Consider the following 25240-nt stretch of genomic DNA (forward strand, 5'->3'; position numbering starts at 1 on the left):
GCAGCAAAGAAACTTACGAGGGTGCAGATGAATGGAAGAATTTCACCCATATACAAGATGATATTGTATCGTCCGTTGAGGCTATCATTTCCAACGATCCCGTTATTTCCGCGCAATATTACAATCTGCTTGGCGCAAAGGTATTGCATCCGCAGCAAGGCCGTATTTATACCGTGAAAAAATCGCACCAATCTGGTAACCAATTAATTAGAAAATTGATATATTAGTAGAGACGTGGCGTGCCACGTCCGTTATTTACTTCTGACGCACAGGCTTGCAGCTTGTGCTCCAGCAACGAATTGGCAAAAACACGAACAATATTTCCAAGCCTAAAAATGTAACCTGTTGATTTACAGAATACTGCAAATATTAGTAAAATTGTATCTTATAATTATAGATAAATGAATATCTATAATTATAAGATTTTTTGCAGCTAAATAATATGCTGTAATCACTCTGATAAATTATATATGATATATAGTTACACCTGTTTCTATAATTATTTGTAATAAATTGATAATAATATTATTACAGCAATATAAAATGTTGATTTTAGAAGAAAATTAAATTACATAAATTGTATATATCTACTTATAGGAATATATAGAATAATAAGAGAAAAAAGGTTTTTGAAGATACATCGTTTAAACCCGCATAAATCCCTACAAGTTCATTGGCGATTTTAAATATTAAAACCTCAGATGATTAAAAACAGGGGATAATCCTTTATCGGATTGGCCTAGCGTATTTATTGTAAGTGGGTTATCTATGTGAAAGCAGGTGATAATTCAACAGCAAATTGCCATATAGAACATGGGCAAGAGTGGCTGTATTGAAAGTATTTTTGAACGCTAATTACGCAGATTACGCAAATTATCGCAATTTATTTATTGTTGAAATTCAATTAGATAAGAAAAAGATATAGTAGTTTATTTGCGTAAATTTGTGTAATCTGCGTAATTAGCGTTCTTTTGCGCGCAGCTTTTGTGCAAAAAATAAAAAAAAGGCTGTCTCAAAAGTCTTTTTCTGAGCTTGTCATTGGCTCAGGCCGATTTACGCTCCGCTCCAATTGCGGGCTCCGACCCGCAATCTCCTGACATTCAGCTGATGTTTGTTAGGAGATCCCGTGTCAAGCACGGGATGACAGACTTATGAGACAGCCCCTTCGCTATTTTGTAGCGATATAGTTGCCTTATTGTTTTTCGATATAATCGGTAACAACTGCCGATGTTAGCCCCATGTTGGAGAACCCTCCATCGTGGAACAGGTTCTGCATGGTTACTTTGCGCGTGAGGTCGGAGAACATGACGATGCAATAATCGGCACATTCTTCGGCGTTGGCATTACCCAGCGGCGACATTTTTTCGGCAAAATCGAAGAATGCGTTCATGCCTCCAATACCTTGTCCGGCAGTGGTGAGCGTAGGCGATTGCGAAATGGTGTTCACCCGCACGCCCTTGTCGCGTCCGTAAACATAGCCGAAGCTACGTCCGATTGATTCCAACAGCGCCTTGGCATCGGCCATGTCGTTGTATCCGGTAAATGTGCGTTGAGCGGCAATGTGCGTTAAAGCCAATACCGATCCACCATCGGCAATGGCATCCAGTTTTTTGGCTACCTGCATCATCTTGTGGAAAGAGACAGCCGAGATATTCAGGGTTTTATCATAAAATCCATAATCAAGGTCGTCGTAGTTGCGTCCTTTACGCACATTCGGAGACATTCCGATGGAGTGAAGCACGAAATCAATTTTTCCACCTAATATTTCCTGCGACTGAATAAAAACTTGTTCCAAATCTTCCACGCTGGTTGCATCGGCAGCTATAACCTGCGCATTCAACTTTTCGGACAAAGCGTTTGTTTCACCCATTCTCACAGCTATTGCCGTATTGGACAATGTTATTATAGCGCCCTGTTCAACGGCCTTTTCAGCAACCTTCCATGCGATTGATTTATCATTCAAGGCGCCGAAAATAATTCCTCTTTTTCCCTTTAATAAATTGTAACTCATTTCTTTGTATCCTTTTAATGTGAATAATACCTTTATCTTTTTGAAATAAAATCAGCACAAAAGTAGTAAAAATGTGCAATAATTTATCTTCTTTGGAAAAATATCCGTGTTTTGCAGATTCAACTTCTAAATTTTGTTTATATCTACAGTCATTCAAAAAACACCAAATAAATTTGAATATTGCAGGAATAAGGTTATTTTTGCAGCCTGTAAAAATTTACAGTCGGAAAGCGAAAGCTCTGATAATCAAATTTGGAATAATAATTATACAATTAATATATAACGAAGATGAATACATCTCTTACTAATGTAGATAGTGTTAATGCTATCATTCAAATCACCATTAACAAGCCCGACTACGAAGAAAAAGTAGAAAAATCATTGAAAACATTCCGTCAGAAAGCAACTGTTCCGGGTTTCCGTCAGGGACATGTTCCGGCGGGAATGGTCAAAAAGATGTATGGAAAATCTATTTTGTCGGAAGAAATAAACAACCTGGTCGGCGAAACTTTATACAAATATATTCAAGACAACAAATTGAATGTTTTGGGCGAGCCGCTTCCCAACCTGGAAAAGCAACAGCCAATTGATTTTGAAGCAGGCGAAGATTTCGATTTCTTTTTCGATTTGGCTTTGGCTCCCGAAATAAAATTGGCTCTCAGCAAAAAAGATAAGGTCGATTTCTATAAGATTGCTGTTGATGATGAGTTGATTGACAAACAAATAGGCTCATTCAAAGCGAACTATGGAAAATACGAAACCATAACAGACGAAGCTGCCGCAGAAACCGATTTGCTGAAAGGTGAAATCCGTGAACTGGAAGATGGACAAGTTAAGGAAGGCGGCATTTTTGTGGACAATGGCGTGCTGATGCCCTCGTATGTGAAAGAAGAAACCGAAAAAGCCAAGTTTGCAAATGTCAAGCTGGGCGATGTTGTGGTTATCAACCCCGGAAAAGCATACAATGGAAACGAAGCCGAAATAGCCTCGTTCCTGCACATCGAAAAAGACAAAGTAGAATCTATCGCTCCCGAATTTTCTTTTACCGTGAAAGAAATTACACGTTACAAAGAAGCTGAATTGGGACAAGAATTGTACGACAAGGTGTTTGGCGAAGGCATTGTTACTACTGAGGCCGATTTCAGACTGAAAGTGAAAGAAAATATCGCCGAACAATTTACTCCCGAAAGCAACTATAAATTCTTGATTGATGCGCGTAAACTGCTGGAGAAAAAAGCAGGCGATGTACAATTCCCCGATGCATTCCTTAAAAGATGGTTGCTGGTTTCGGGAAAAGACAAAACCCAGGAATCGGTAGAAGCTGATTATCCGAAAATTGTTGAAGACCTGAAATTCCACCTCATCAAAGAACAAATAGTAAAAGACAACGACCTGAAAATTGAGGAAGCAGACATGTTGGCTGCTGCACAGAATGCAACCAAAGCACAATTTGCACAATACGGCATGATGAATCTTCCCGCTGACATACTCGAAAACTATGCCGGCGAAATGCTGAAGAACAAAGAAACAGCCCGCAACCTGGCCGACCGCGTTATAGAAGAAAAAATTACAGGGGTCTTGAAATCGACTTTAGGACTAAATGAAAAAGAAATTTCGGTTGACGATTTCAAAAAACTCTTTGAAGAAGCTTGATAAACTTCGATAAAAGAGCCTGAATTTTTCGAGAAGAGAGGTTTTAGACCAAATTTTTTTTATATTAGCAAAGTTTTAATTTGTTTGTTTCAATTTTTTATTCATAACTTTGTTTAATAGAGAAAAGGATTGGCATAAAACCTTTCTTTGTATCTTGACATTCGATAAAAATAGGACTATTAAAAAAACGATACAACGATGAATGATTTTAAGAAATATGCAACAAAGCATCTGGGACTGAATAGCTTAGGTCTTGAGAAATATATGGATATAACCAGCAGTTATATCTCGCCGACAATTATTGAAGAACGTCAGTTGAATGTGGCGCAAATGGATGTGTTCTCCCGATTGATGATGGATCGCATTATTTTTCTGGGAACAGCTATCGACGAATACGCCGCCAACGTTATTCAGGCACAACTCCTATACCTCGATTCTGCCGATTCGGGGAAAGATATATCCATCTACATCAATTCGCCCGGAGGGTCGGTGTATGCCGGTTATGGCATATACGACACCATGCAGTTTATCGGCAGCGATGTATCGACTATCTGCACCGGTATTGCCGCATCCATGGCAGCAGTGCTTTTGGTGGCAGGACAAAAAGGAAAACGCTTCGCGCTGAAACATTCGCGGGTTATGATACACCAACCACTGGGCGGCGCACAAGGCCAAGCCTCCGATATTGAGATTACGGCGCGCGAAATAGCAAAAGTGAAGCAGGAACTGTATCAAATCATCGCCGATCATTCGGGAAAACCGATAGAAGACGTTGCCAGAGATTCGGACCGCGATTACTGGATGAATGCTGTGGAAGCAAAAGAATATGGTATGATTGATGATATATTGACACGGAAATAAGACATGGCAGCAAAAAAAGCGAACGATTACTGCAGTTTCTGCGGACGCAGCGACAAGGAGGTAAACTTATTAATTGCCGGCATTTCGGGTCATATATGCGATAGCTGTGTGGAACAGGCCTACCTGATTGTAAAAGAGTCGTTGGAGGCCGAAAACAATACGGGGCTCGACAAAAACAACCTGCCCACGCCTCAGCAGATAAAAGAATTTCTCGATTCTTATATCATTGGGCAAGATGATGCGAAGCGATACCTGTCGGTGTCGGTTTACAACCATTACAAGCGTTTGATACAAAACGCCGATGACGATGGCGTTGATATAGAAAAGTCTAATATTATTATGGTAGGGCCTACCGGAACAGGAAAAACCCTGCTGGCGCGTACCATAGCGAAAAAATTGCATGTACCCTTTGCCATTGTCGATGCAACCGTGCTCACCGAGGCCGGATATGTAGGCGAAGACATCGAAAGCATCCTGACCCGTTTGTTGCAGGCTGCCGATTATGATGTGCCCGCTGCCGAACGTGGTATAGTTTTCATCGACGAAATAGATAAGATTGCCCGCAAGGGTGATAATCCCTCCATCACCAGAGACGTGAGCGGCGAAGGCGTGCAACAGGGCTTGCTGAAATTGTTGGAAGGTTCGGTTGTGAACGTGCCCCCGCAAGGCGGACGTAAACACCCCGAACAACGCATGATTGCGGTTGACACAAAGAATATATTGTTCATTTGTGGCGGAGCTTTCGACGGCATAGAGCGGAAAATTGCGCAACGCCTCAACACACAGGTGGTAGGTTATGCCTCATCGAAAAAGAATGCCGATATAGACCGAAGCAACTTTTTGCAATACATCACGCCTCAGGACTTGAAATCGTTTGGCCTTATCCCCGAAATTATCGGGCGATTGCCCATACTAACCTATCTGAATGCGCTCGACAGGGCTGCTTTGCGGAGAATATTGACCGAACCCAAAAACTCAATCATCAAACAATACGTCAAATTGTTCAGGATGGACGATGTTGCATTGACATTCGATGAAGAGGTTTTTGAGTACATTGTCGATAAGGCGGTTGAATATAACCTGGGGGCGAGGGGATTGCGCTCGATTGTGGAAACCATTATGATGGATGCCATGTTCACCATTCCTTCCACAAAAGAACAGAAGCTGTATGTAACAAGAGAATATGCGGAAGAACGTCTCGAGAAGTCGCACCTGAATAGATTAAAAGCCTCATAATAAACCCCGAAGAAAAAGGGTTGAAGAGATAAATATATTTTAACAAATATTATTTGCATTCTAAACGTAAAATATACTAAATTAACTGGCCGAAAAATAACAACCTTAAATATCGGGAACAGCATTGTTTATGCAAGATAAAAGCGACATACTCATACAGGAAGTAAAAAAATATTTTGGATTTGATACCTTCAAGGGAAACCAGAAAGCTATCATTTACAATATTTTGGAAGGTAATGATACCTTTGTCCTTATGCCCACCGGCGGAGGGAAATCGCTTTGTTATCAATTGCCGGCGCTAATGACCGAAGGTACAGCCGTTGTTATTTCGCCGCTGATTGCCCTGATGAAAAATCAGGTGGATGCAATGAGGCACTTTAGCGAAGAGGATGGAATTGCCCATTTCATCAATTCATCGCTGACAAAAGGCGCTATCGAACAGGTTAAAGCCGATATTGTGGCAGGGAAGACAAAACTGTTGTTTGTTGCACCCGAATCGCTCACAAAGGAAGAAAATGTAGATTTTCTCAAAAATGCAAATATTTCGTTTTATGCCATAGACGAGGCGCACTGTATTTCGGAATGGGGACACGATTTTCGTCCTGAGTACAGGCGGATACGGCCTATAATCAACGAAATAGGCAAGCGTCCTATCATTGCGCTGACAGCTACGGCAACCCCAAAGGTGCAAAACGATATACAAAAAAATCTCGGAATGATTGACGCTAAAGTGTTTAAGTCGTCATTCAACCGCGAGAACCTGTATTACGAAATTCGCCGTAAAACCGAGAATATCGACAGGGACATTATCCGGTATATCCGTTCTCAACCGGGCAAGTCGGGCATTGTATATTGCCTGAGCCGGAAAAGAGTGGAGGAGTTTACCGAAATTCTGAAAGCCAACCAAATTAATGCCTTACCCTATCACGCAGGCCTCGACAGTAGCATCCGCGGCGAAAATCAGGATGCCTTTCTGATGGAAAAAGCCGATGTGATTGTTGCCACCATTGCCTTTGGTATGGGCATCGACAAGCCGGATGTGCGCTACGTGATTCATTATGATATTCCCAAAAGTCTGGAGGGATATTATCAGGAAACAGGGCGTTCGGGACGTGATGGAGGCGAAGGCCGGTGTATTGCATTCTATGCATACAAGGATTTGCAAAAACTGGAGAAATTTATGCAAGGCAAACCTGTCGCCGAACAGGAAATAGGTAAGCAACTATTATTAGAAACGGCTGCATACGCCGAAACGGCAGCGTGTAGAAGAAGAGTTCTTCTGCATTATTTCGGCGAAGAATACAATCAAAGTAACTGTGGTAATTGTGACAATTGTTTAAACCCTAAAAAGCAGGTGGAAGCACAAGAATTATTATTAACTGCAATCGAAGCTATCGTTGCATTAAAAGAAAAGTTTAAATCGGAGTACGTTATAAATATTTTAAGAGGAAAAGAAACTTCTGAAATAGAAACTTACGGCCATCAAACCCTCGAAGTTTTCGGCTCGGGAGACGATGTCGACGAAGATACATGGAATGCCGTGATTCGTCAGGCGCTGGTAGAAGGCTATCTTGACAAAGACATCGAAAACTACGGTTTGCTCAAAGTGTCGAAAAAAGGAAAAGCTTTCCTGAAAAAACCGGTCTCCTTTAAAATTGCCCAGGAGGAGGATATGGATGAAGACGACGGCGACGATGTTGTGGTAAAAAACGGAGGTATCTCCGCTGTCGATCCTGTTTTGTTCTCTATCATGAAAGATTTGAGGAAAAAAATGTCGAAGAAACTGAATGTTCCTCCCTACGTTATTTTTCAGGATCCCTCGCTCGAGGCCATGGCAACTATCTATCCGATTACGCTGGATGAGCTTCAAAATATTCCGGGAGTAGGCGCCGGTAAAGCAAAAAGGTATGGCGCCGAGTTTGTGGCGCTAATCAAAAAGCATGTCGAGGAAAACGAAATAGAACGTCCCGAGGATTTAAGAGTAAAAACCGTAGCCAACAAATCGAAACTGAAGGTGGCTATTGTTCAGAGCATCGACCGGAAAGTCGCCCTTGATGATTTGGCCGAATCCAAATGCATAGAATTTTCCGAACTCTTGGCCGAGGTGGAAGCAATCGTTTATTCGGGTACAAAAATAAATATCGACTACTTTTTGGAGGAAGTCATCGACGAAGATCATATTGCCGACATTTTCGACTATTTTCAGGAAGCGGAATCCGATGATTTGGAGAGCGCTATAAAGGAACTTGGCATGTACACCGAAGACGAAATACGCTTGGTCAGAATTAAGTTTATCTCCGACATGGCCAACTAAGATGAAGAAAAAAGCTGTTTTTCCGGGAACATTCGACCCGTTTACGGTCGGCCATTATTCGCTTGTCGAAAGAAGCTTGCAATTGGTGGACGAAATTGTGATTGCCATTGGCATAAACGAAACGAAGAAAAGCTATTTCCCCCTCGAAAAACGGATAGAGATGATTCGGAATCTTTACGCCCAACATCCCGGGGTAACAGTAGATACATACGCCGGTTTGACGGTTGACTTTGTGAAAAAAACAGGCGCTTGTTGCCTGATCAGGGGAATCAGAACGGTAAACGACTTTGAATACGAAAAAACCATAGCCGATATGAACCGCCAGTTATCGGGCATAGAAACATTGGTCTTGTTCACCGAACCCGGATTTACGCATATCAGTTCTACTGTTGTAAGGGAACTCCTGTCATACGGACACGATATTAGCGATTTTATTCCGAAAGGAATGAAATTGTAAAGACAAAATATTTTGTTACTTTTGTAAACCTAAAAACATCAGTTAGTTGCGATTGATAAAACAAATCAATGTGGATGCTTGCTGTACTTATATAAACAAAGATGAAATATAATTCAATTAAGTCGCTATGTATTGCCATTTGTTTTGTGGGATGCAGCCATGTAGCTTTTGCCCAGCAGTTCGGAATAAGTGAGGCTATCCAAAAACTAACCACCGCAGCTACTATTATAGAAAGAACATACGTTGACGATATAGATAACGACAAACTGTCGGAAGATGCCATCATAGCCATTCTGGAAAAGCTCGATCCGCATTCGAGTTACATCAAAGCCAGCGAACTGAAGGAAGTAAACGAACCCTTGGAAGGCAATTTCGACGGCATCGGCGTTTCGTTCAATATGGTGAGCGATACGCTTTTTATTATTGAAACCATTGCAGGCGGCCCTTCGGAAAAGGTAGGCATCTTGTCGGGAGACCGCATTATTCAGGTGGAAGATTCGATTATCGCCGGCGTAAAAATGACGACTAAAACCATAATGAAGCACCTCCGCGGCCCCAAAGGCACTGTTGTGAACATAAAAGTATTGCGGAGAGGCGTAAAAGACCTGTTAGATTTCCGAATTACACGCGATAAAATACCCATTCATAGTTTGGATGCTTCTTATATGATAGATTCCAAAACAGGCTATATAAAACTGAGCCGTTTTGGGGCAAATACTTACAGGGAATTTAAAGATGCTTTCATCCAATTGCAACAAAAGGGAATGCTGAATCTTGTACTCGATTTGCAGGGTAATGGCGGCGGCTATCTTCAAACGGCCATAGACTTGGTGAATGAGTTCCTTACCGAAAATAAATTGATTGTATATACCGAAGGCAAGCATCAGTTGCGTGTAAGCGAATATTCTAAATCGAAGGGTGTATTTGAAAATGGAAAACTGGTGGTCTTGGTCAACGAAGGCTCGGCATCGGCTAGCGAAATCCTTTCGGGAGCCATTCAGGATTGGGACAGAGGCGTGATTGTCGGACGCAGAACTTTTGGAAAAGGGGTGGTACAAAGGCAGTTCCCCTTGCCGGGCGGTTCGGCCATGCGTTTAACCGTAGCCCGCTATTACACCCCTACGGGCCGGTGCATCCAGAAACCTTATACAAACGGGGACAAAGAATCGTACAACGAAGACCTTATCAATCGCTACAATCACGGCGAAATGATGTCGGCGGACAGCATTCATTTTCCCGATTCGTTGAAGTACCAGACAATGGTAAACAAACGCACCGTATATGGCGGCGGCGGCATTATGCCCGACTACTTTGTGCCGATAGATACCTTGACTACATTTCATCAGCAACTTATAGCAAAAGGCTTGATTCATAAGCTTTATCTGGCCGAAGCAGATAATCACCGCAAAGACTTGCTGGCAAAATACCCCTCTATTGAGGCATACCGGAAAAACTACACCACCGGTAAAGCTGTTCTGGATAAACTGCTGAGCATGGCCGAAGAAGAGAAGATTAACATAAATAAAGCGGAGTTTGAACAGTCGAAATCCTTAATATCGCTGCAAATAAAAGCGCTAATCGCTCAAAACCTGTACGAAAGCAGCGACTATTACAAAATAATGAACGAAGAAAATCCCATCTTCCAGAAAGGCCTGGAAGTGATAAACAACGATAAGGAATACCGGCATTTGTTGGGCGGAAAATAAGAGGGAGCTCGAAAAAATATCAGCACGCAGATAAGCGGATTCAATAGAAAAGGGGCTGTCTCATAAGACTCTACCCAGGCTTGTCATTGCGGGATCCGACCCGCAATCTCCTGACCGTCAGATGATATTGTTAGGAGATCCCGTGTCAGGTACGGGATGACAGACTTTTGAGACAGCCCCTTTTTTGGAATCTTCTTACCTCACCTATTGTTCTTCATTTTGCCAATCGTATGGATTTGTCAGTTTTAAATCACGGATTTTTTTAAAATCGGAAATGTTGTGAGTTAGCAATATCAAGTCGTTTTCTATTGCTGTTGCTGCAATAATAGCATCCGGCAATTTGATTTTATACAATCGACGAATTTCTATCGTTTTGGAAATGACAGACCTGTCAATATTTAGAATATCAGCTATATCAATAAAATCCTCAATTTGTTGAGGAACAACTGAGAACCCCAACAGTTCTATTTGGGTAATAGCAGATATTACCGGACTGTTATCCAGAATTTCTGCAACCCTACGAGAACTACTTGAAGTAAACCTTTGTTGGGAAAAATCAATAATAACGTTGGTATCAATCAAATATTTCTCTCCCATTCCCCACGCATTTGTTCCAATTCACGATGCATGATTTCTGCCTGTGCCGAAGTAATCGACCCTGCTAATCGTTCCGATATTTTAGTGTTGGATTTTACTTTCTTTTTGCTGCGAACAATAGCCAATAAATCCATGTCTTCCAAATCTTTCAGCAATCTGAATGTCTGTGGGTCTTTGATTTCAATTGTTAATGTAACCATAATCAATGTTCAGATTTTAATTGTTTGATACGAAGATATATATAATCTTTGTACAAAACAAATCTTGCAGATATTAATGAGAATTTGAGATTTCTACCTCACCTTCTTCCTGATAATAAAAACATTAAATGCCGAAAGAACAATAAATATAGCCAAACCTATAAGCGTTGTATGGAGCAATCCGGCAGGCTGAAAATCGGGTAATACTTTTGATACCAGTTCCGAGTAATTGGCTTTTGCCACTACCACAAGCAGAAGCGACAGGACGAGTATGCCCAGATTGATGCTTGCGATAAGCCACTCGTAGGGTTTGGCTACCGATGATTTGCTGTATCCTATCAGCCTCAATTTCTGCAATTTACTCATATTTTTTTCGAGCAGCAGATAGACGCTGAGCGTGAGGATGGTTATCGAAAGGATGCAAATAATTGCTCCGATTACAACGACAAGGCCTACCAGCATTTTCAGAAATAGCGCCATTCGGCTGGCGGCAGTATTTTCGCCTTCTATTTCGTAGCCCTTGTCCTTGAAGTATTGTTCGAGGCGGGGGTCGGCAATATTTCCGATTTCGAGCATTAACCGCGAGGGGTTTTTAGAGGCGTTATTCCCGTAGCTTTGGTTTGCCCAAGTCATAAATGTTTCGGGGACAAGAATAGTATTGATCCGGTTCGAGAAGCCTGCAATACGTCCTTTCAGTTGTTTACGGCCTCCACGTCCGAAGATAGTAACATCAAGGGCAATCAAGCCAATCATTCCCTCCGATATTTTCGGCATCGAGCGCGATTCGGCAAAGCCAAAATTGTATAAGTCGAGGTAGTTTTTCGGCAGGATTATGGGCACCGAATTATCCAGGGGCGAGAACCGCCAGTCCTCTGTTTTTACATCAATAAACTTGTCGGGCACCGATTCAAAAAACATTTCGGCGCCAAAAGCTGTGCCACCTTGCCTTATTCCCGCATACACACCGTATTGCGAGGGCGTAAAGGCGCCTGCATCTTTCACGAAGCCTGTCTGTTTCAGGTCCTCAATTTCTTTTGGAGTGAAGCCTGTTGAATTGGAAGACAAGGCGTTCAGAAATCCCACTTTTTTGGTAATCGTCAGAAAATAATTCCTGAACAAATCATCTTTACCCGAAAATAAGGGGTTTATATCGAAATAGAATTGGGCGGCAATAAGGATTATTGTCATCCCGGCAAGATTGGCAACGAAGAACCCTCCCAGCTGCACTTTGCTGACATTCTCCCGAAGCAGTTTCCATACTAAATTCATAACAAAATCTTTTTTGAATAATCCAGGGGCAACTGTTTGCCTATTGAGGTAACAATGATGCCGGCCTGTTGCCGGTTGGCTTCTTCCTGTACCAACGAGGCAATGATAGACGCATTGTCGTCGTCCAAGTGGCTGACAGGCTCGTCCAGTATAATAAAGTCGAAAGGCTGGCAGAGGCAACGAATGATGGCCACCCGTTGTTGCTGTCCCCACGACATTTTTTCCACTTTCTGATGCTTGCGGTTCGTGATGCCCAGTCTATCAAACATGTCATCTATTTGGGCGGCATTTTTGTAATGCGTCAGGTTATTTTTCAGCCATACATTCTCCAGCGCCGTCAGCTCGGGAAAAAGATTCAATTCCTGAAACAGGAGGCTCAATCTTTTCGTTCTTATCGTATCCCAGGTTTTGGGCTTGAATGACTTGATATTGGCGGTGTCGAAATATATATCGCCCAGGTAATCCTCCCTGTAGCCGTAAATATAGCTACAGAGAGAACTTTTTCCTTTGCCCGAGACCGCCTCGATAAGATACGAATTTTCCCGTTCAAACTGAATGTCCTTTTTCCATACGCCGGATTCAAAATCCTTCTCGCCGGAAAAGACAGCGGGCAGCAGATTCTTTAATGAAATTCTTCTTATTTCGCCGGTATTCATACTTAAAATGGAAGTTCGCTATTCAACGAAGTCAATGTTCTGTCAATAAATTGGAAAATGGAGGCCAAGCTGTTTTGGCTCTTGTCGGTCATTTCTATTTTTCCCTGACTGCTTTCGTTATTTGATGTAACATTATATGTGTCGAACAAATTGATAAGATCGCTTACGATAACCGAGCCTTTTTTATCCGAAATTTCGTTTAAAGCAATCTTTTCCAATGGTTTGATGTCTCCACCGACAACCAAAACATTACCCTTAGCCAGTTTAGCCAATTTGTTTGAGTTGTCTTTTTTCGCTTTAATGTTATCCAACCCGAGCTTGCTGTTTGTCAGGAAAACAGTATTGCCTTGTACGCCAAAGTAATATTCCGATCCACTTACGCTCAACGAATAAGTTTTCGCGTCAATTTCTTTCAGGGCATCGGTAGGGAAAGGGAATGTGGTTTTTACAAAATCGAGGGCTTTTTTACCGTCCTTGCAATCAATTTGTACGGTATATTCGGGTTTAGTGTCATTGTATTCATACGTTTCGCCATCGCTGTAAGAATGAGATTTTTTCACGGAGACAATATTATTGATAGCAAATGTTACATCGCCGTCAACTTCATTGAGAACGGTATTGAGAAAATCTTCCGTGTCGTATTCTTTGATGCGCGGAAGCAGATTCAACTTGCCTAAATAATTGTACATGCCTGTACCTTTAATGTTGGTCGATACCGCAAAAATAGCATTCACCGGAACAGATTTCAATTGTTCGCCTTTCAATTCGCCCACCAACTGTTCAGCAAGTTCTTTGTATTTCTTTTCAGCATCGGAAGTCGCGTAATAAACTTTAGCCGTTGTTTTTATTTCGCCCTTATCAAATGAAATATGGGAAGCAACTGTTGCGCCATTTAAGTCATCTATTATACTGATTATTTCTTTTGGCAATTCCACGCCACCATACAATTGACCTAATGCTTTAAAGTTTTCGGCTGAGTAGGTATAAAAGAACGAAATATCTTTCTTTTCCTCCAGGAATTTAACAAAGCCAGGATTCGAGTTAATGCTTTCCTTTTCGTCTTGTGCCAGCTGCTTTACGGCCAATGCTTTTAAATCAACGGCTTCTTTGGTTTCATCATATCGGTGAGCATAAGGATTTACTTGTCCCAATAACAAGAATTTGTCCGAAGTCCAGGCAGCAACAAAAACGTCGGTTGGAGCAAAAACAGAGGTTCCATTTTCGGTTTTGATACCATCGGCATCGGTTAGCGAGAGGTTGATGAGCGCATTTTTAATTTTTTCGGCATCGTTCACCCCCAACACCACTCCGTAATATGTGTAGTCGGTATAGACGTAGCAATCGCCTTTCAGGTTCAGACCCAACGAATTGACGTCTTTTGTGAAGGCTTCCAACAAATCAACGGCTTCTTTTTTACCCAACAGGCCCTTGCCCAGATTTATTCCTCTAAGAACAGTTTCGTTTTGGAAAATATCATAATTTGATTTTTCCACCAAAGACTTCACATCCACACTTGCCACGTAAGACGCATTCGCCGGTATAACATTGGTCAAACCATCCGAAGATTTTGAACACGAAGCAAAAGCAATAGCTATTATTGCAATCGCCAAAAACAGTCTTGTAATTTTCATAATCATTTTTTTAAGTTAATATTCATTATTCTTTCTGATCGTCTTCTTGTAATCGTCTCTTTTTCCGTCAAAAATCTCGTATTTGCGGAACTCACACTCCAGCGCGCCGTTCAGCAGTTGCTGTATCCTTTTCGATGGTTTCAGCCCTATCCTGTCGAAGCATTCTTTCCTCGAACTCAGTATCCAGGCCGTGTATCCTGCAAAGACATGTTTCAGCCGTTCGCCGATAAGTTCGTAGAGCACAAAAATATCGTCCGGTCTCAGTCGCTCGCCATAAGGCGGGTTGGTAACCAAAATACCTTTGGGTGCGGGGGCTGCATCGTATTGACCGATAGACTTCACATTTAGCTTGATGTCGCCGCTCAAGCCTGCGCTTTTTATATTCTTGCTGGCAATGGCAATCGCTTGCCCCGATATGTCGGAACCGTATATTTTGTACTTAAATTCACGCTCCGCACTGTCGTCGTTGTATATTTCTTCAAATAAGTCCTTGTCGAAATCCGGCCATTTTTCAAAGGCAAAGCTGCTGCGGTATATCCCCGGAGGAATGTTTCGGGCAATCAAAGCCGCTTCAATCAGCAGTGTTCCCGACCCGCACATCGGATCCACAAAATCCGATTCGCCTCTCCAGCCGGTTTTCAGAATCAGCCCGGCGGCCAGTACTTCGCTGAGCGGCGCTTCGGTTTGATCTTCTCTGTATCCTCGCTTGTGCAGCGATTCACCCGAACTATCGAGCGAAAGCGTACATTTGTCGTGAGCAATGTGTATATTAATCGACAAATCGGGATTCGCCGTGCTAATGGAGGGACGAAGGCCTGTTTTCTCGGTAAAGAAATCGACTATTCCATCCTTAACACGGTAAGTTACAAACTTTGAATGGCTGAAAATATCGGAAAAGACCACCGAGTCGATAGCAAATGTGCTCTTCACATCCAAATAGGGTGTCCAGTCGAATTGCTTGATTTCGGCATATATTTCGTCTGCGTTTTTTGCTTTAAAGGTATGTATCGGTTTCAGTATCCGCAAGGCCGTCCGGCAGCAAATATTTGCCTTGTATAACAGTCCGGTGTCGCCTTCAAACGAAACCATCCGCAGCCCGATCTCCAGGTTATTGGCTCCCAGTGCGATAAGTTCCTCTGCCAGTACATCTTCGAGGCCTGCCATTGTTTTGGCTATCATAGTAAAGTTTTTCCGGCTCATATTTCTCTTCTGGTAAATTGAATCATTATAATGTTAGTTTTTTCGCTTTTCCCTTCGACTCGTTATGAAAGGCATCAACCGAGGTAACCACGTACTTGTATTTGTTCTTGCCGCCTTCGTATGGCAGAATATAGCGGTTATCGCGGGTGATGGCTACAATGTTTCGCACATCGTTCAAATCTTCTTTTTGCCCCTGTGCAAACCTGTATACCACATAGTATTTCGCCGTTTCGGGATTAGCCGCATCGGCATTCGACACCCATTCAATGTAGTGGCTTTTTTCGGTATAGATTTCGTTAATTTTTGTTACATTCCTGGGCGATTTGTCGTGCATGTGGGTATAGGCAGGAATCAACGAAGGATATTTGTGATAATCGGATTGAAGCCTGTTCGCCACTCCCTTGTAATTTTCCATAATGGTATATCCTGGCCAAAAACAATTGCCATCCACAGTCGTAAAACTTCTCGAGAGCCGCATCTTTTCAAACAGTTGGTCATCGCCCGATGGCATGGCGGCATCCATGGTTCGTTTAACGTCCTGCCCGATATACAGGGGTTGTTTGAAGTTGTTGTCCGCCCACCAGTTAATCAAGGTGGTGTAATCGGCCAGTTTATGACCAATTTCCCAGTATATTTGCGGCATATTGTAATCTATCCAGCCGTTTTTCACCCACAGTTTTATGTCGGCATACAAATCGTCGTAGTTCTGAAGCCCGTTGGTTTCGCTGCCCGAGCCATCCGGCGTACTTCTTTTATTGCGATAGATGCCAAACGGACTTATCCCAAAGCGCACCCAAGGTTTGTTTTTGGCAATGGCCAACTTCAGTTCGCGAATCAGCTTGTTCACATTGTCTCGCCTCCAATCATCCTTTGTCCTTTGCCCCGAACCGTATCTGCTGAAACTGTTATCATCGGGAAAAGCCTCTCCTGCCACCGGATAAGGGTAGAAATAATCGTCCATGTGAATGGCGTCCACATCGTAGCGGCGAACAATATCTTCCACCACCCGGCAAATGTGCGCCCTGTTTTCAGGAACACCCGGGTCGAAATAAATCTGCTTGGCATACACCACAAACCGTTCGGGATACTTATAGTAAATATGGTTGGAAACAAACTGCTGGTTGGTGAAGCCCACCCGGTAAGGATTGAGCCAGGCGTGAAGCTCCATGTTGCGCTTATGACATTCCTGCACCATAAAGGCCAGCGGATCGAAACCTCCGGCAGGCGCTTTCCCTTGTGTACCGGTCAGGTAACGGCTCCAGGGTTCTATTTCGGAATAGTAGAAGGCATCGGCCTGCGGGCGTACCTGAAATATGATGGCATTGATGCCCGTGGCACGCAAATCGTCGAGCATTTTCACAAAATACTGCTTCATCTGATCGGGATTCATCGACTGGTACTGACTTTGTGCAACGGTATGAATCCAAGCGCCCCTGAATTCCCGTTTAGGATATTTCAGGTTAGCAAACCGAAGCTGTTCTTTTCTCGTTCCACACGCATTTAAAATAAAAAGTGTTACCACCAAAAGGATTGCATACTCCCGACCAAATTTTCTCATTCAAACAAGTATTTCATAAAAAACGAACTACAAATATACTAATATTACGCATATTATCTCATTTTCTTCCTGTGTTTTCGGTATTTTAGCGGTTTATTTTTTAAATTTGCTGATGTGCTGATTTGCTGATTTGCTAATTGGCGCAAAGCGACAACAATTTCATTATCCACATTGGCATATTATTCACATTAGCACATTAGCACATTAGCACATCAACACATCAGCAAATTGATTAAAATGAAACAACTATTTATACTGACATTCACTCTCTTGCAATTCTCCTGCTGCATATCCCAGCCATTGAAGCTTGGGGTGATTTCCGACATACATTACCTGTCCGAAAACCTGATGGATGAGGGTGTTGCCGCCAATAAATACGCCGAAGAGGGTGGGCGGAACCTGAAAGAAACGCCGGTCATCCTGAACAAGGTCATCTCCGATTACCTTGCGTCCGGCATTGATGTGCTCCTGATACCCGGCGACATCACCCGAAACGGGGAAAAGCAAAGTCATCTCGATTTTGTAGCCAAATTGCGTCCGCTGATGGATAAGGGCGTTCGTGTATTTGTGGTACCGGGCAATCACGACATCAATATGCCCAACTCCGTTTGTTTCAAAGGCGCGGATGTGCTGCCTGTCCCCACCGTTTCGCCCGCCGAATTTGAGCAGATATACCAGGTTTGTGGCTATGCATCGGCCATCAGGCGCGACACGGCATCGTTGAGCTATGTGGCCTCGCTGGACGATAAAACCTGGCTGCTGGCCTTGGACGGTTGCCGCTACAAAGAATACACCAACACCAGCATATCGGCAGGTAAACTGTCAGCCGCTACCGAAAGCTGGGCAGTGGAAGTTCTGGAGGAAGCTAAAGAGCAGAACATCAGGGTTATATCCATGATGCATCACGGGTTGGTCGAACACATTATCTATCAGGATATGCTTTTCCCGCAATACCTCATCGACGACTGGAAACGATTGGTCGGCTTGTTTGCCGACAAGGGTCTGAAAGCCGTGTTCACAGGCCACTTTCATGCCAACGACATCACCGGATTTACCTCGGACAACGAGCACAAAATTTACGACATCGAAACCGGTGCGCTGTCCACCTATCCCTATCCCTACCGCTTTGTGGAACTCTCGGACAAAGGCATGGATATTTCGACCAGAAAAGTAAAATACATCCCCTCGAATCCCGATTTAATCAAGACAGGAAAAACAAAACTAAAAGACTGGGCGCAAAATCTGGCCGCGACAAAAATCAGGGAGCGAGGCTATACGCTACCCGACGAAACACTGTCGCAATTGACTGATATTGTAGCCGATATTATGGTATTGCACATGGAAGGAGACGAAGTAGTAAACGAAAACCTGCAACAAAAAATCAAAAAACTGGCCGGTGAACTAGGCAGCCCCATATCGCTGCCGCCATCCGCCATCCAACTCGATTTTCCTCCGGCGGATGGGGATGTTTATTTGAGTTTTTGAATAGGGTAGGGCAAAGGCGAATTTACCTTGGGGAATAGTACACTTTTTTTGTGTATAATTCTAAAAATAGAACTATCTTTGTATTTAATAAATAAATCAATATGGAAATTGTTTTTGAAAAAAAATATCTGTCGGAACTCTATTACAAGGGGAAGACATCGGATAAGAAACACCGATTTCAACCACAAGTAATCGAGAGATACCAACAGCGTATTGATGCTCTTGAGGGTGCAACTTGCGTTGAGGATTTATTTCAAATTAATGCACTTCATTATGAAATGTTGAAAGGCGACAAAAAAGGTATTTCATCCATTAGGGTAAACGACCAATATCGTATTGAGTTCACAACAAGTAAAATAGAATCGGAAACTATTGTAACTGTATGCAATATTTTAGAATTGTCAAATCATTATAAATAACACAATTATGGGAAATTTAGGATATGGATTCAGACCAACCCATCCGGGTGGATTGCTGAAAGAAGAAGTTGAGTATCGAAAGATTCCACAAAGTACTTTAGCAAAACAGATGGGAATTCCATACACCGCTTTGAATGATATTCTGAACCAAAGGCGACCAATCACCGCCAATACTGCCATGTTGTTTGAAGCAGCATTGGGCATCAATGCCGATATGCTTATGCGTATGCAGTTGAAATACAATATGCATATTGTACGACAGGATAAAACCCTCGCTCAACGGCTTGCCGAAATACGCAAAATTGCAGCTGTACTATAACAAAACCTCCGGCAGGTTTTGCAGGACGTGGAAAACAGAAAAATATTGAAATAAAGTTATCACGCAGATGACACCGATTGGACAAACAGGTAAACGCAGATTTTTTCATTCTGTTAGGAATGAATCGCTCGGTCGAAAGAAAAAACGATATAACATTTGCAAGCCGTAGGTTTGCAATCAAAAAAGTTTATATGGATAAAAAATTAGAAAAAGAAAAATTAGACAAAATATCAAAAGGCTTGATAATCTTTGCAGGAATATTTATTCTTGCTTCTTTTGTATTACCTTTTCTTTTTACGCATTTTTCATTTATAGATTTCACAGGAACGGAGGAAATTGGCGATACAATTAGTGGGATAATGAATCCATTTATCAGTATTGCAAGTATTGCTGTTATGTTCTTGGCTTTTTATATGCAATATAAAGCCAACCAACTGCAAAGAGAACTTTTCAACGAGCAAATGCAAAGCGACAAAGAACAATTCAAAGAAGAAATTACAGAACAAAGAAAACAATTTGAAAAAAATCAGTTTGAAAATCAGTTTTTTGAAATGCTTAAAACACACAAAGAAAATATAAATGAAATTTCAATAGAAACTATTTATTATACCTATGATGGTTATAGTGAGAAAAACATAACACACACACAACTTCTATTTGGCAGAAACGTGTTAGGATATATTATTGAAGAAATAAATATTGCATATTACATTCAAAAAGCATTAGAAAATGATAATTCAAACTTTAGTAATAGTAATTTCAGTAAAGCCTATTATTTTGTGTGGAATGGAATAGAAAACGAAAAACAAGGGAGTATATTGGATACAAAAACTTTATTAGATTATCTTATTATATATCGAAACAATGTTAATCGTAATGATAAAAAATCAATATCGGAAATTTTATACGAATACAAATTTTCTGGACAACTCGAAATATCTTACTCGCCCAATAAAAGAAATTTTATTCCATTTAACAATCATTCTTCTACATTAGGTCATTATTATAGACATTTATTTCAAATGGTAAAATCGGTTGTTTCAAAAGATTTTTTGACATACGAAGAAAAAAGAAATTATTTGAGAATTTTAAGAGCACAAATGTCTAACGCAGAACAGGTTTTATTATTCTATAACTGGCTATCTGGTTATGGTAGTAAATGGGAATGTGAAACAAATCATTTTCTTACAGATTACAGAATGATACATAATATTTGGCAAGAAATGATAATTGAAGATTTTAATTTGGAAAGAATTTTTAACGCAATAAATCCGAATTATTTAAAGGAAAATGGTCGAAAAAATGATTATTTATTTGAATTTGAAGATTGAGAAGAAAGAAGGTTGCATTCCTACGGAATGCCCACTCGTATGGAAAATCACATTTTTCTACCGAGCGATACAAACCTAACGGCTTGCAAATAAAATAAAAACTATGAATAAAAAAGTAGAATAATAATGTTATTTTGCGCCTCAAAACACAGAATAAATCATGAATACCCCAGTTTACACCATAAGCACAAAAGCCATTGACCTCGTGGCAAAGATTGCCGAAAAGGTCGGCGAACTGAAAGGGTCGGGCGAGTACAGCCGCAATTTGCGGTTGCGGAAAATCAATCGCCTGCGGTCTATTCAGTCGTCATTGGCGATTGAAAATAACACGCTTACGCTTGGACAGGTAACCGATATTATTGAAGGCAAACGGATTTTGGGCTTGCCTCACGAAATTCAGGAGGTGAAAAATGCGTATCAGGCTTATGGGCATATACTTGAATATGACCCTTACAAAGTCAAAGATTTTTTGAAAGCCCACCAACTTATGACCATACAATTGGTTAAAGAGGCAGGTCATTTTCGCTCACAGGGAGTTGGTGTGTTTGAAGGCACGAAACTGATTCACGCAGGCGCAAGTTATCAATTTGTACCGCAACTGATTACTGATTTGCTTACTTGGGCAAAGAAAACAGACATACACCCGCTAATTAAAAGTTCTGTCGTACATTTTGAAATCGAATTTATTCACCCGTTTATTGACGGCAATGGCAGAATCGGGCGCCTTTGGCAAACGATTATCCTTTCAAAATGGAACGAACTTTTTGCTTGGTTGCCGGTAGAAACTGTTGTGTATGAAAATCAACAGGGCTACTACGATGCTTTGGCAATTTCACAAAAAGCAGGCAATTCAGAATCATTTATTGAATTTATGCTCAATGCTATTTTGCAGGCTTTGGAAGAATTGCCCACCCGCAAAATTACCGATATATTTACCGATATAAATACCGATAAACTGACAAAAGCCGAGTTGGAATTTTTGGAACAAATTGCCGGTTACGTAGATAAGAACGGCGAAATAACCAACTATCGCGCCCAACTATTGACAAATAAATCGGATGTAAGCGTGAAAAAATATCTTGCCAAATTTGTGGAAATGGGCATTTTGAAAATGGAAGGGAAAAATAAGGGAAGAAAATATTTGATTGAAAGCATGAAAATCTTTGTTAAGCCAAGTTAAGGCTGAAAGCCCTTTTCATACATTTGCCCTGAGAAAATAACTCGCCAAGAACAAATATCAATGCTAATTTAGTATCTTTGTGTGTGGTTACAGCTTAAAAGAAAATGGATAAAACTTCGTCCTTCGTTCGGTACAAAAAAGTGAAAGATAAATTCGATTATACTTACAAGGGGTATAATTTGAAGCATCTTATTCCGGGTTATCTGAATTTTGCGTTCGATAATTTAATTCCTTCTACGAGGGAAGTCGTTAAGGAGTTTTATACAAGCAGGAGTTCGTTGGATTTAAGAAAGGCGGTAGCTACTCGGTCCGAAACCCTGATTACTTACCTCATCAACCGCTCCGATTACAGGAATCTGGCATTGGCCGCTCAATCGTACTATTCTAATTCCGAGGTGGTTAATTTGTCGGAATTGCCGACTGTAAAAATCCCTTTTGCTTCGCCCGGGTATATCGGCTATTTGCTGAGAGCCTTAAGAGTCGTATTTTTTCGTCAGCTGGATTTGCCGGTGCGCTCGAAGCTTTATCTGGCGGCTGTACTTGTGAAAATATTCTACCAAATCGGCTTGCTTGAGGCTGTAAAACCTGCCGGAAGTATCAAAAAATACGCCTGCTTCAATTCGGCCTACAAGGAAGAAAGTTTGCTGACGGCGTTTTTCAACAAACAGAACGTTGAAACAATCACCCTGCAACATGGTATTTTTTGCAATTTCAAGTTCTTCATTCCCTTCGATTTCATCAACTTCGATAACTTTATCGCCCAAAAAATGCTCTGCTGGGGACAATCGACCATCGACTACCTCACCGCCAACGGCATCAACCAATCGAGGCTGATACTGATGGGCAACCTGAAATATAAAGGGCTGAAAATCGAAAAAGTGAACCAGAACTTTAAAAAATGCCTCGTGCTGTTGGGACGGGGATTGTACATCGACACAAACAACAAACTACTCGAAACTTTATCGGCCTACAATAAACAACATTCCCCCAACATTGTTTACTACATAAAGAAGCATCCGTTTTTGATGGATGAGGAGCATAAGCAATTTGCCGATATTGCCAACAATATCATTTTTTTGGGACGAGAGCACGCTGTGGAGGAGGCGCTGAAATCGTCCCTGGTCGATTTCTCGATTGCCGTAAACACAACCGCCTACTACGAATCGCTGGCGCTGGGGAAACCCTGCTTGCGCTGGACGGAAGCCGAAAATGAAGAATTTTATGGAATGGACGACAAATTTGCCTCGCTAGAAGAATTGGACAACAAAATAACAGCCCTGAAAACAGCCGATGAGCAGGCTATAAGAAAAGAGATGCAGGATGTTATTAAATATATTTTTAACCCCTCAATATAAACATTAAGTATATGAAGATAAAAGCATTAATAGCAGTCAGGTCGGGTTCGGAACGTGTGGTGAATAAAAATCTGAGGCCTTTTGCCGGTTCTAATTTGTTGGAATTAAAAATTCAGCAACTAAAGGCCATCAAGGAGTTCGACGGCATCGTAGTTAATTCAAACGACGACCGGATGTTGGAAATAGCCGGCAATTTGGGCGTGGAAACCGTGAAAAGAGACCCGGAATTTGCAACAAGCAGCGTCTCGATGAGCGATGTTTACAAGAACATGGCCGAAAACTTCAGCGGAGACATCGTTGTTTATGCCAACGTAACCAATCCGCTGGTGAAAAGCGAAAGCTATGCAAATGCCATCAAAACATTCAGAGAAATCCGCAACAAATTCGACTCCCTGAATTCGGCGCACCTCATCAAAGAGTTTATGTTCCTCGACAACAAGCCCATCAATTACGATTTGGAACATCAACCCAGAAGTCAGGACCTGCCCAATATTTATGCCCTGAATTTTGCTTTCTCGATATTAACAAGGGAAGACATGATTAAGTACAAAAATGTGGTAGGCCGCCGCCCTTACATGTACGAACTCACCGAAACAGAGGCCGTTGACATTGATACCGAATTCGATTTCGATATTGCAGAATTTTTGTACAGGAAAAGATAAAAGCCCCCCCACCCCCCGTAGGGGGGATTTAGAAGCCTCCCCTACGGGGAGGTTGGAGGGGCTTCCCTACGGGGGGTGGGGGGACTTTGGTTAAAATATTCAGCCCTTGATGGGTGTTGATAATTATTTTAGTATTACTTTTACGGCAAAAGTTCACAAGAGAATACAAATACAGCTAAAAGATGGATAAAATATCATTGGTCATACCCTGTTACAACGAAGAACAGGCATTGCCTTTCTTATACGAAGAACTGAACGCTGTTGCCAGGACAATGAAAGATCAGGCCTTCGAGTTTGTTTTTATTAATGATGGTTCGCGCGACAAAACCCTGAGCATTGTAAAAGGCTTCCGTGAAACCGATTCACGCGTTCGCTACGTTTCTTTTTCGCGCAATTTCGGGAAGGAAGCGGCTATCCTTGCCGGACTAAAAGCCGCAACAGGCGACTACATCGCCATGATAGACGCCGACCTGCAAGACCCGCCGGCGCTTATCGTAGAGATGTACCGCTCGATAAAGGAAGAAAGTTACGACTGTGTGGCAACGCACCGTATCGACCGTAAAGGCGAACCGGCTATCCGGTCGTTCTTTGCCAGAAACTTCTATAAACTGATAAACAAAATATCCGATACCAAATTGGTGGACGGCGCGCGCGATTTCAGGCTTATGACCCGGCAAATGGTGAACGCCATTCTGGATATGCCCGAATACAACCGCTTCTCGAAAGGGATATTTGAATGGGTCGGATTCAATACCAAATGGATTTCGTTCGAGAACATCGAGCGGGTGGCCGGCGAAACAAAATGGTCGTTCTGGGGACTATTCTTCTATTCCCTCGAAGGCATCGTTGCTTTCTCTACCCGTCCCTTGGCTATTGCTTCGTTTTTCGGCTTGCTGTTTTTCCTTATCTCGCTGGTAATGATATGTGTTATCATCGCTAAAACCTTGATTTGGGACGACCCTGTCGCCGGTTACCCATCTACCTTGTGTATTATATTCTTTATCGGAGGCATTCAGCTGTTTTGCCTGGGAATACTGGGTCAATACCTGTCCAAAATGTATCTGGAAACAAAACACCGGCCTGTTTATATTGTAAAGGAGGAAGAATAACGGTTCAAAGTTTCAAGTTCAAGATTCCAAG

General features: G+C 41.9%; 22 protein-coding genes and 1 pseudogene. 15 read left to right on the forward strand and 8 right to left on the reverse strand.

Translation table 11 applies throughout. The annotated features are described in order from the left end of the window. Nucleotides 1–227, forward strand: a 227-nt coding sequence (locus tag ACYPWY_RS09190) for a hypothetical protein (protein WP_459685233.1), incomplete at its 5' end; no start/stop codon positions are given. A gap of 965 nt (nucleotides 228–1192) precedes the next feature. On the opposite strand, the gene ACYPWY_RS09195 is transcribed toward ACYPWY_RS09190, so the two are convergent. Continuing rightward, the gene (locus ACYPWY_RS09195) at nucleotides 1193–2011 is read right to left on the reverse strand and encodes an enoyl-ACP reductase FabI (protein WP_459685234.1); all 819 of its coding nucleotides are present in this window, start codon (nucleotides 2009–2011) and stop codon (nucleotides 1193–1195) included. A 288-nt stretch (nucleotides 2012–2299) separates the two neighbouring features. On the opposite strand from ACYPWY_RS09195, the gene tig reads away from it, so the two are divergent. From tig to ACYPWY_RS09225, 6 genes are all read left to right on the forward strand, one after another. After that, nucleotides 2300–3664, forward strand: coding sequence for a trigger factor (gene tig, locus ACYPWY_RS09200; protein ID WP_459685235.1), 1365 nt, complete (start codon nucleotides 2300–2302; stop codon nucleotides 3662–3664). Nucleotides 3665–3862: 198 nt separating this feature from the next. Then, on the forward strand, nucleotides 3863–4525 hold the full coding sequence (clpP, locus tag ACYPWY_RS09205) for an ATP-dependent Clp endopeptidase proteolytic subunit ClpP (protein WP_459685236.1): 663 nt from the start codon (nucleotides 3863–3865) through the stop codon (nucleotides 4523–4525). A gap of 3 nt (nucleotides 4526–4528) precedes the next feature. Then, nucleotides 4529–5761 carry an ATP-dependent Clp protease ATP-binding subunit ClpX gene (gene clpX, locus ACYPWY_RS09210; protein WP_459685237.1) on the forward strand — a complete coding sequence of 411 codons (1233 nt, stop codon included), beginning with the start codon at nucleotides 4529–4531 and terminating at the stop codon, nucleotides 5759–5761. Nucleotides 5762–5891: 130 nt separating this feature from the next. Beyond that, nucleotides 5892–8075 (forward strand): DNA helicase RecQ, encoded by a 2184-nt coding sequence (recQ, locus tag ACYPWY_RS09215; protein WP_459685238.1) that lies wholly within the window; start codon nucleotides 5892–5894, stop codon nucleotides 8073–8075. Between the two features lies 1 nt (nucleotide 8076). Next, nucleotides 8077–8532 (forward strand): pantetheine-phosphate adenylyltransferase, encoded by a 456-nt coding sequence (coaD, locus tag ACYPWY_RS09220; protein WP_459685239.1) that lies wholly within the window; start codon nucleotides 8077–8079, stop codon nucleotides 8530–8532. A gap of 101 nt (nucleotides 8533–8633) precedes the next feature. After that, nucleotides 8634–10238 carry a S41 family peptidase gene (locus ACYPWY_RS09225; RefSeq protein ID WP_459685240.1) on the forward strand — a complete coding sequence of 535 codons (1605 nt, stop codon included), beginning with the start codon at nucleotides 8634–8636 and terminating at the stop codon, nucleotides 10236–10238. A 204-nt stretch (nucleotides 10239–10442) separates the two neighbouring features. Here ACYPWY_RS09225 and ACYPWY_RS09230 read toward each other — a convergent pair whose 3' ends face one another. The 7 genes and pseudogenes from ACYPWY_RS09230 to ACYPWY_RS09260 form a co-directional block, all read right to left on the reverse strand. Continuing rightward, nucleotides 10443–10835, reverse strand: coding sequence for a type II toxin-antitoxin system VapC family toxin (locus ACYPWY_RS09230; RefSeq protein ID WP_459685241.1), 393 nt, complete (start codon nucleotides 10833–10835; stop codon nucleotides 10443–10445). Further along, a complete protein-coding gene (locus ACYPWY_RS09235) occupies nucleotides 10817–11035 on the reverse strand; it encodes a hypothetical protein (RefSeq protein WP_459685242.1) in 219 nt (72 codons plus the stop codon). Before ACYPWY_RS09235 ends, ACYPWY_RS09230 begins: the two co-directional genes overlap by 19 nt. A 93-nt stretch (nucleotides 11036–11128) precedes the next feature. Next, complete coding sequence (locus ACYPWY_RS09240; protein ID WP_459685243.1) at nucleotides 11129–12304, reverse strand: ABC transporter permease; 1176 nt, start codon at nucleotides 12302–12304, stop codon at nucleotides 11129–11131. Beyond that, on the reverse strand, nucleotides 12301–12945 hold the full coding sequence (locus ACYPWY_RS09245; protein ID WP_459685295.1) for an ATP-binding cassette domain-containing protein: 645 nt from the start codon (nucleotides 12943–12945) through the stop codon (nucleotides 12301–12303). Before ACYPWY_RS09245 ends, ACYPWY_RS09240 begins: the two co-directional genes overlap by 4 nt. 17 nt (nucleotides 12946–12962) lie before the next feature. Then, the gene (locus tag ACYPWY_RS09250; protein ID WP_459685244.1) at nucleotides 12963–14591 is read right to left on the reverse strand and encodes a DUF4836 family protein; all 1629 of its coding nucleotides are present in this window, start codon (nucleotides 14589–14591) and stop codon (nucleotides 12963–12965) included. A gap of 21 nt (nucleotides 14592–14612) precedes the next feature. After that, nucleotides 14613–15770, reverse strand: a pseudogene (locus ACYPWY_RS09255) (THUMP domain-containing class I SAM-dependent RNA methyltransferase); the annotation flags it as partial. A 46-nt stretch (nucleotides 15771–15816) separates the two neighbouring features. Further along, nucleotides 15817–17349, reverse strand: a complete 1533-nt coding sequence (locus tag ACYPWY_RS09260) for a glycoside hydrolase family 10 protein (RefSeq protein WP_459685245.1) — start codon at nucleotides 17347–17349, stop codon at nucleotides 15817–15819. Nucleotides 17350–17586: 237 nt separating this feature from the next. Between ACYPWY_RS09260 and ACYPWY_RS09265 the strand changes: the two genes are divergently transcribed. The 8 genes from ACYPWY_RS09265 to ACYPWY_RS09300 all read left to right on the forward strand — a co-directional run bounded on the left by ACYPWY_RS09265 (nucleotide 17587) and on the right by ACYPWY_RS09300 (nucleotide 25209). Then, entirely contained in the window at nucleotides 17587–18834 is a 1248-nt protein-coding gene (locus tag ACYPWY_RS09265) for a metallophosphoesterase family protein (protein ID WP_459685246.1), read from the forward strand. Between the two features lie 101 nt (nucleotides 18835–18935). Further along, entirely contained in the window at nucleotides 18936–19253 is a 318-nt protein-coding gene (locus ACYPWY_RS09270) for a type II toxin-antitoxin system RelE/ParE family toxin (protein ID WP_459685247.1), read from the forward strand. Between the two features lie 7 nt (nucleotides 19254–19260). Then, nucleotides 19261–19572, forward strand: coding sequence for a HigA family addiction module antitoxin (locus ACYPWY_RS09275; RefSeq protein WP_459685248.1), 312 nt, complete (start codon nucleotides 19261–19263; stop codon nucleotides 19570–19572). 191 nt (nucleotides 19573–19763) lie between these two features. Continuing rightward, nucleotides 19764–20903 (forward strand): putative phage abortive infection protein, encoded by a 1140-nt coding sequence (locus ACYPWY_RS09280; RefSeq protein WP_459685249.1) that lies wholly within the window; start codon nucleotides 19764–19766, stop codon nucleotides 20901–20903. A 160-nt stretch (nucleotides 20904–21063) separates the two neighbouring features. Further along, on the forward strand, nucleotides 21064–22083 hold the full coding sequence (locus tag ACYPWY_RS09285) for a Fic family protein (RefSeq protein WP_459685250.1): 1020 nt from the start codon (nucleotides 21064–21066) through the stop codon (nucleotides 22081–22083). Between the two features lie 104 nt (nucleotides 22084–22187). Then, on the forward strand, nucleotides 22188–23438 hold the full coding sequence (locus ACYPWY_RS09290; protein WP_459685251.1) for a hypothetical protein: 1251 nt from the start codon (nucleotides 22188–22190) through the stop codon (nucleotides 23436–23438). A gap of 11 nt (nucleotides 23439–23449) precedes the next feature. Beyond that, nucleotides 23450–24100, forward strand: coding sequence for an acylneuraminate cytidylyltransferase family protein (locus tag ACYPWY_RS09295; protein ID WP_459685252.1), 651 nt, complete (start codon nucleotides 23450–23452; stop codon nucleotides 24098–24100). Between the two features lie 182 nt (nucleotides 24101–24282). Next, nucleotides 24283–25209 carry a glycosyltransferase family 2 protein gene (locus tag ACYPWY_RS09300; protein WP_459685253.1) on the forward strand — a complete coding sequence of 309 codons (927 nt, stop codon included), beginning with the start codon at nucleotides 24283–24285 and terminating at the stop codon, nucleotides 25207–25209. The last annotated feature ends 31 nt before the right edge of the window (nucleotides 25210–25240 follow it).

The organism is Viscerimonas tarda (assembly GCF_054601255.1).

Coding starts and splice junctions, on each gene's coding strand:
- ACYPWY_RS09195 (WP_459685234.1), bottom strand. CDS start 2,011: ATGAGTTACAATTTATTAAAGGGAAAAAGAGGAATTATTTTCGGCGCC.
- tig (WP_459685235.1), top strand. CDS start 2,300: ATGAATACATCTCTTACTAATGTAGATAGTGTTAATGCTATCATTCAA.
- clpP (WP_459685236.1), top strand. CDS start 3,863: ATGAATGATTTTAAGAAATATGCAACAAAGCATCTGGGACTGAATAGC.
- clpX (WP_459685237.1), top strand. CDS start 4,529: ATGGCAGCAAAAAAAGCGAACGATTACTGCAGTTTCTGCGGACGCAGC.
- recQ (WP_459685238.1), top strand. CDS start 5,892: ATGCAAGATAAAAGCGACATACTCATACAGGAAGTAAAAAAATATTTT.
- coaD (WP_459685239.1), top strand. CDS start 8,077: ATGAAGAAAAAAGCTGTTTTTCCGGGAACATTCGACCCGTTTACGGTC.
- ACYPWY_RS09225 (WP_459685240.1), top strand. CDS start 8,634: ATGAAATATAATTCAATTAAGTCGCTATGTATTGCCATTTGTTTTGTG.
- ACYPWY_RS09230 (WP_459685241.1), bottom strand. CDS start 10,835: ATGGGAGAGAAATATTTGATTGATACCAACGTTATTATTGATTTTTCC.
- ACYPWY_RS09235 (WP_459685242.1), bottom strand. CDS start 11,035: ATGGTTACATTAACAATTGAAATCAAAGACCCACAGACATTCAGATTG.
- ACYPWY_RS09240 (WP_459685243.1), bottom strand. CDS start 12,304: ATGAATTTAGTATGGAAACTGCTTCGGGAGAATGTCAGCAAAGTGCAG.
- ACYPWY_RS09250 (WP_459685244.1), bottom strand. CDS start 14,591: ATGAAAATTACAAGACTGTTTTTGGCGATTGCAATAATAGCTATTGCT.
- ACYPWY_RS09260 (WP_459685245.1), bottom strand. CDS start 17,349: ATGAGAAAATTTGGTCGGGAGTATGCAATCCTTTTGGTGGTAACACTT.
- ACYPWY_RS09265 (WP_459685246.1), top strand. CDS start 17,587: ATGAAACAACTATTTATACTGACATTCACTCTCTTGCAATTCTCCTGC.
- ACYPWY_RS09270 (WP_459685247.1), top strand. CDS start 18,936: ATGGAAATTGTTTTTGAAAAAAAATATCTGTCGGAACTCTATTACAAG.
- ACYPWY_RS09275 (WP_459685248.1), top strand. CDS start 19,261: ATGGGAAATTTAGGATATGGATTCAGACCAACCCATCCGGGTGGATTG.
- ACYPWY_RS09280 (WP_459685249.1), top strand. CDS start 19,764: ATGGATAAAAAATTAGAAAAAGAAAAATTAGACAAAATATCAAAAGGC.
- ACYPWY_RS09285 (WP_459685250.1), top strand. CDS start 21,064: ATGAATACCCCAGTTTACACCATAAGCACAAAAGCCATTGACCTCGTG.
- ACYPWY_RS09290 (WP_459685251.1), top strand. CDS start 22,188: ATGGATAAAACTTCGTCCTTCGTTCGGTACAAAAAAGTGAAAGATAAA.
- ACYPWY_RS09295 (WP_459685252.1), top strand. CDS start 23,450: ATGAAGATAAAAGCATTAATAGCAGTCAGGTCGGGTTCGGAACGTGTG.
- ACYPWY_RS09300 (WP_459685253.1), top strand. CDS start 24,283: ATGGATAAAATATCATTGGTCATACCCTGTTACAACGAAGAACAGGCA.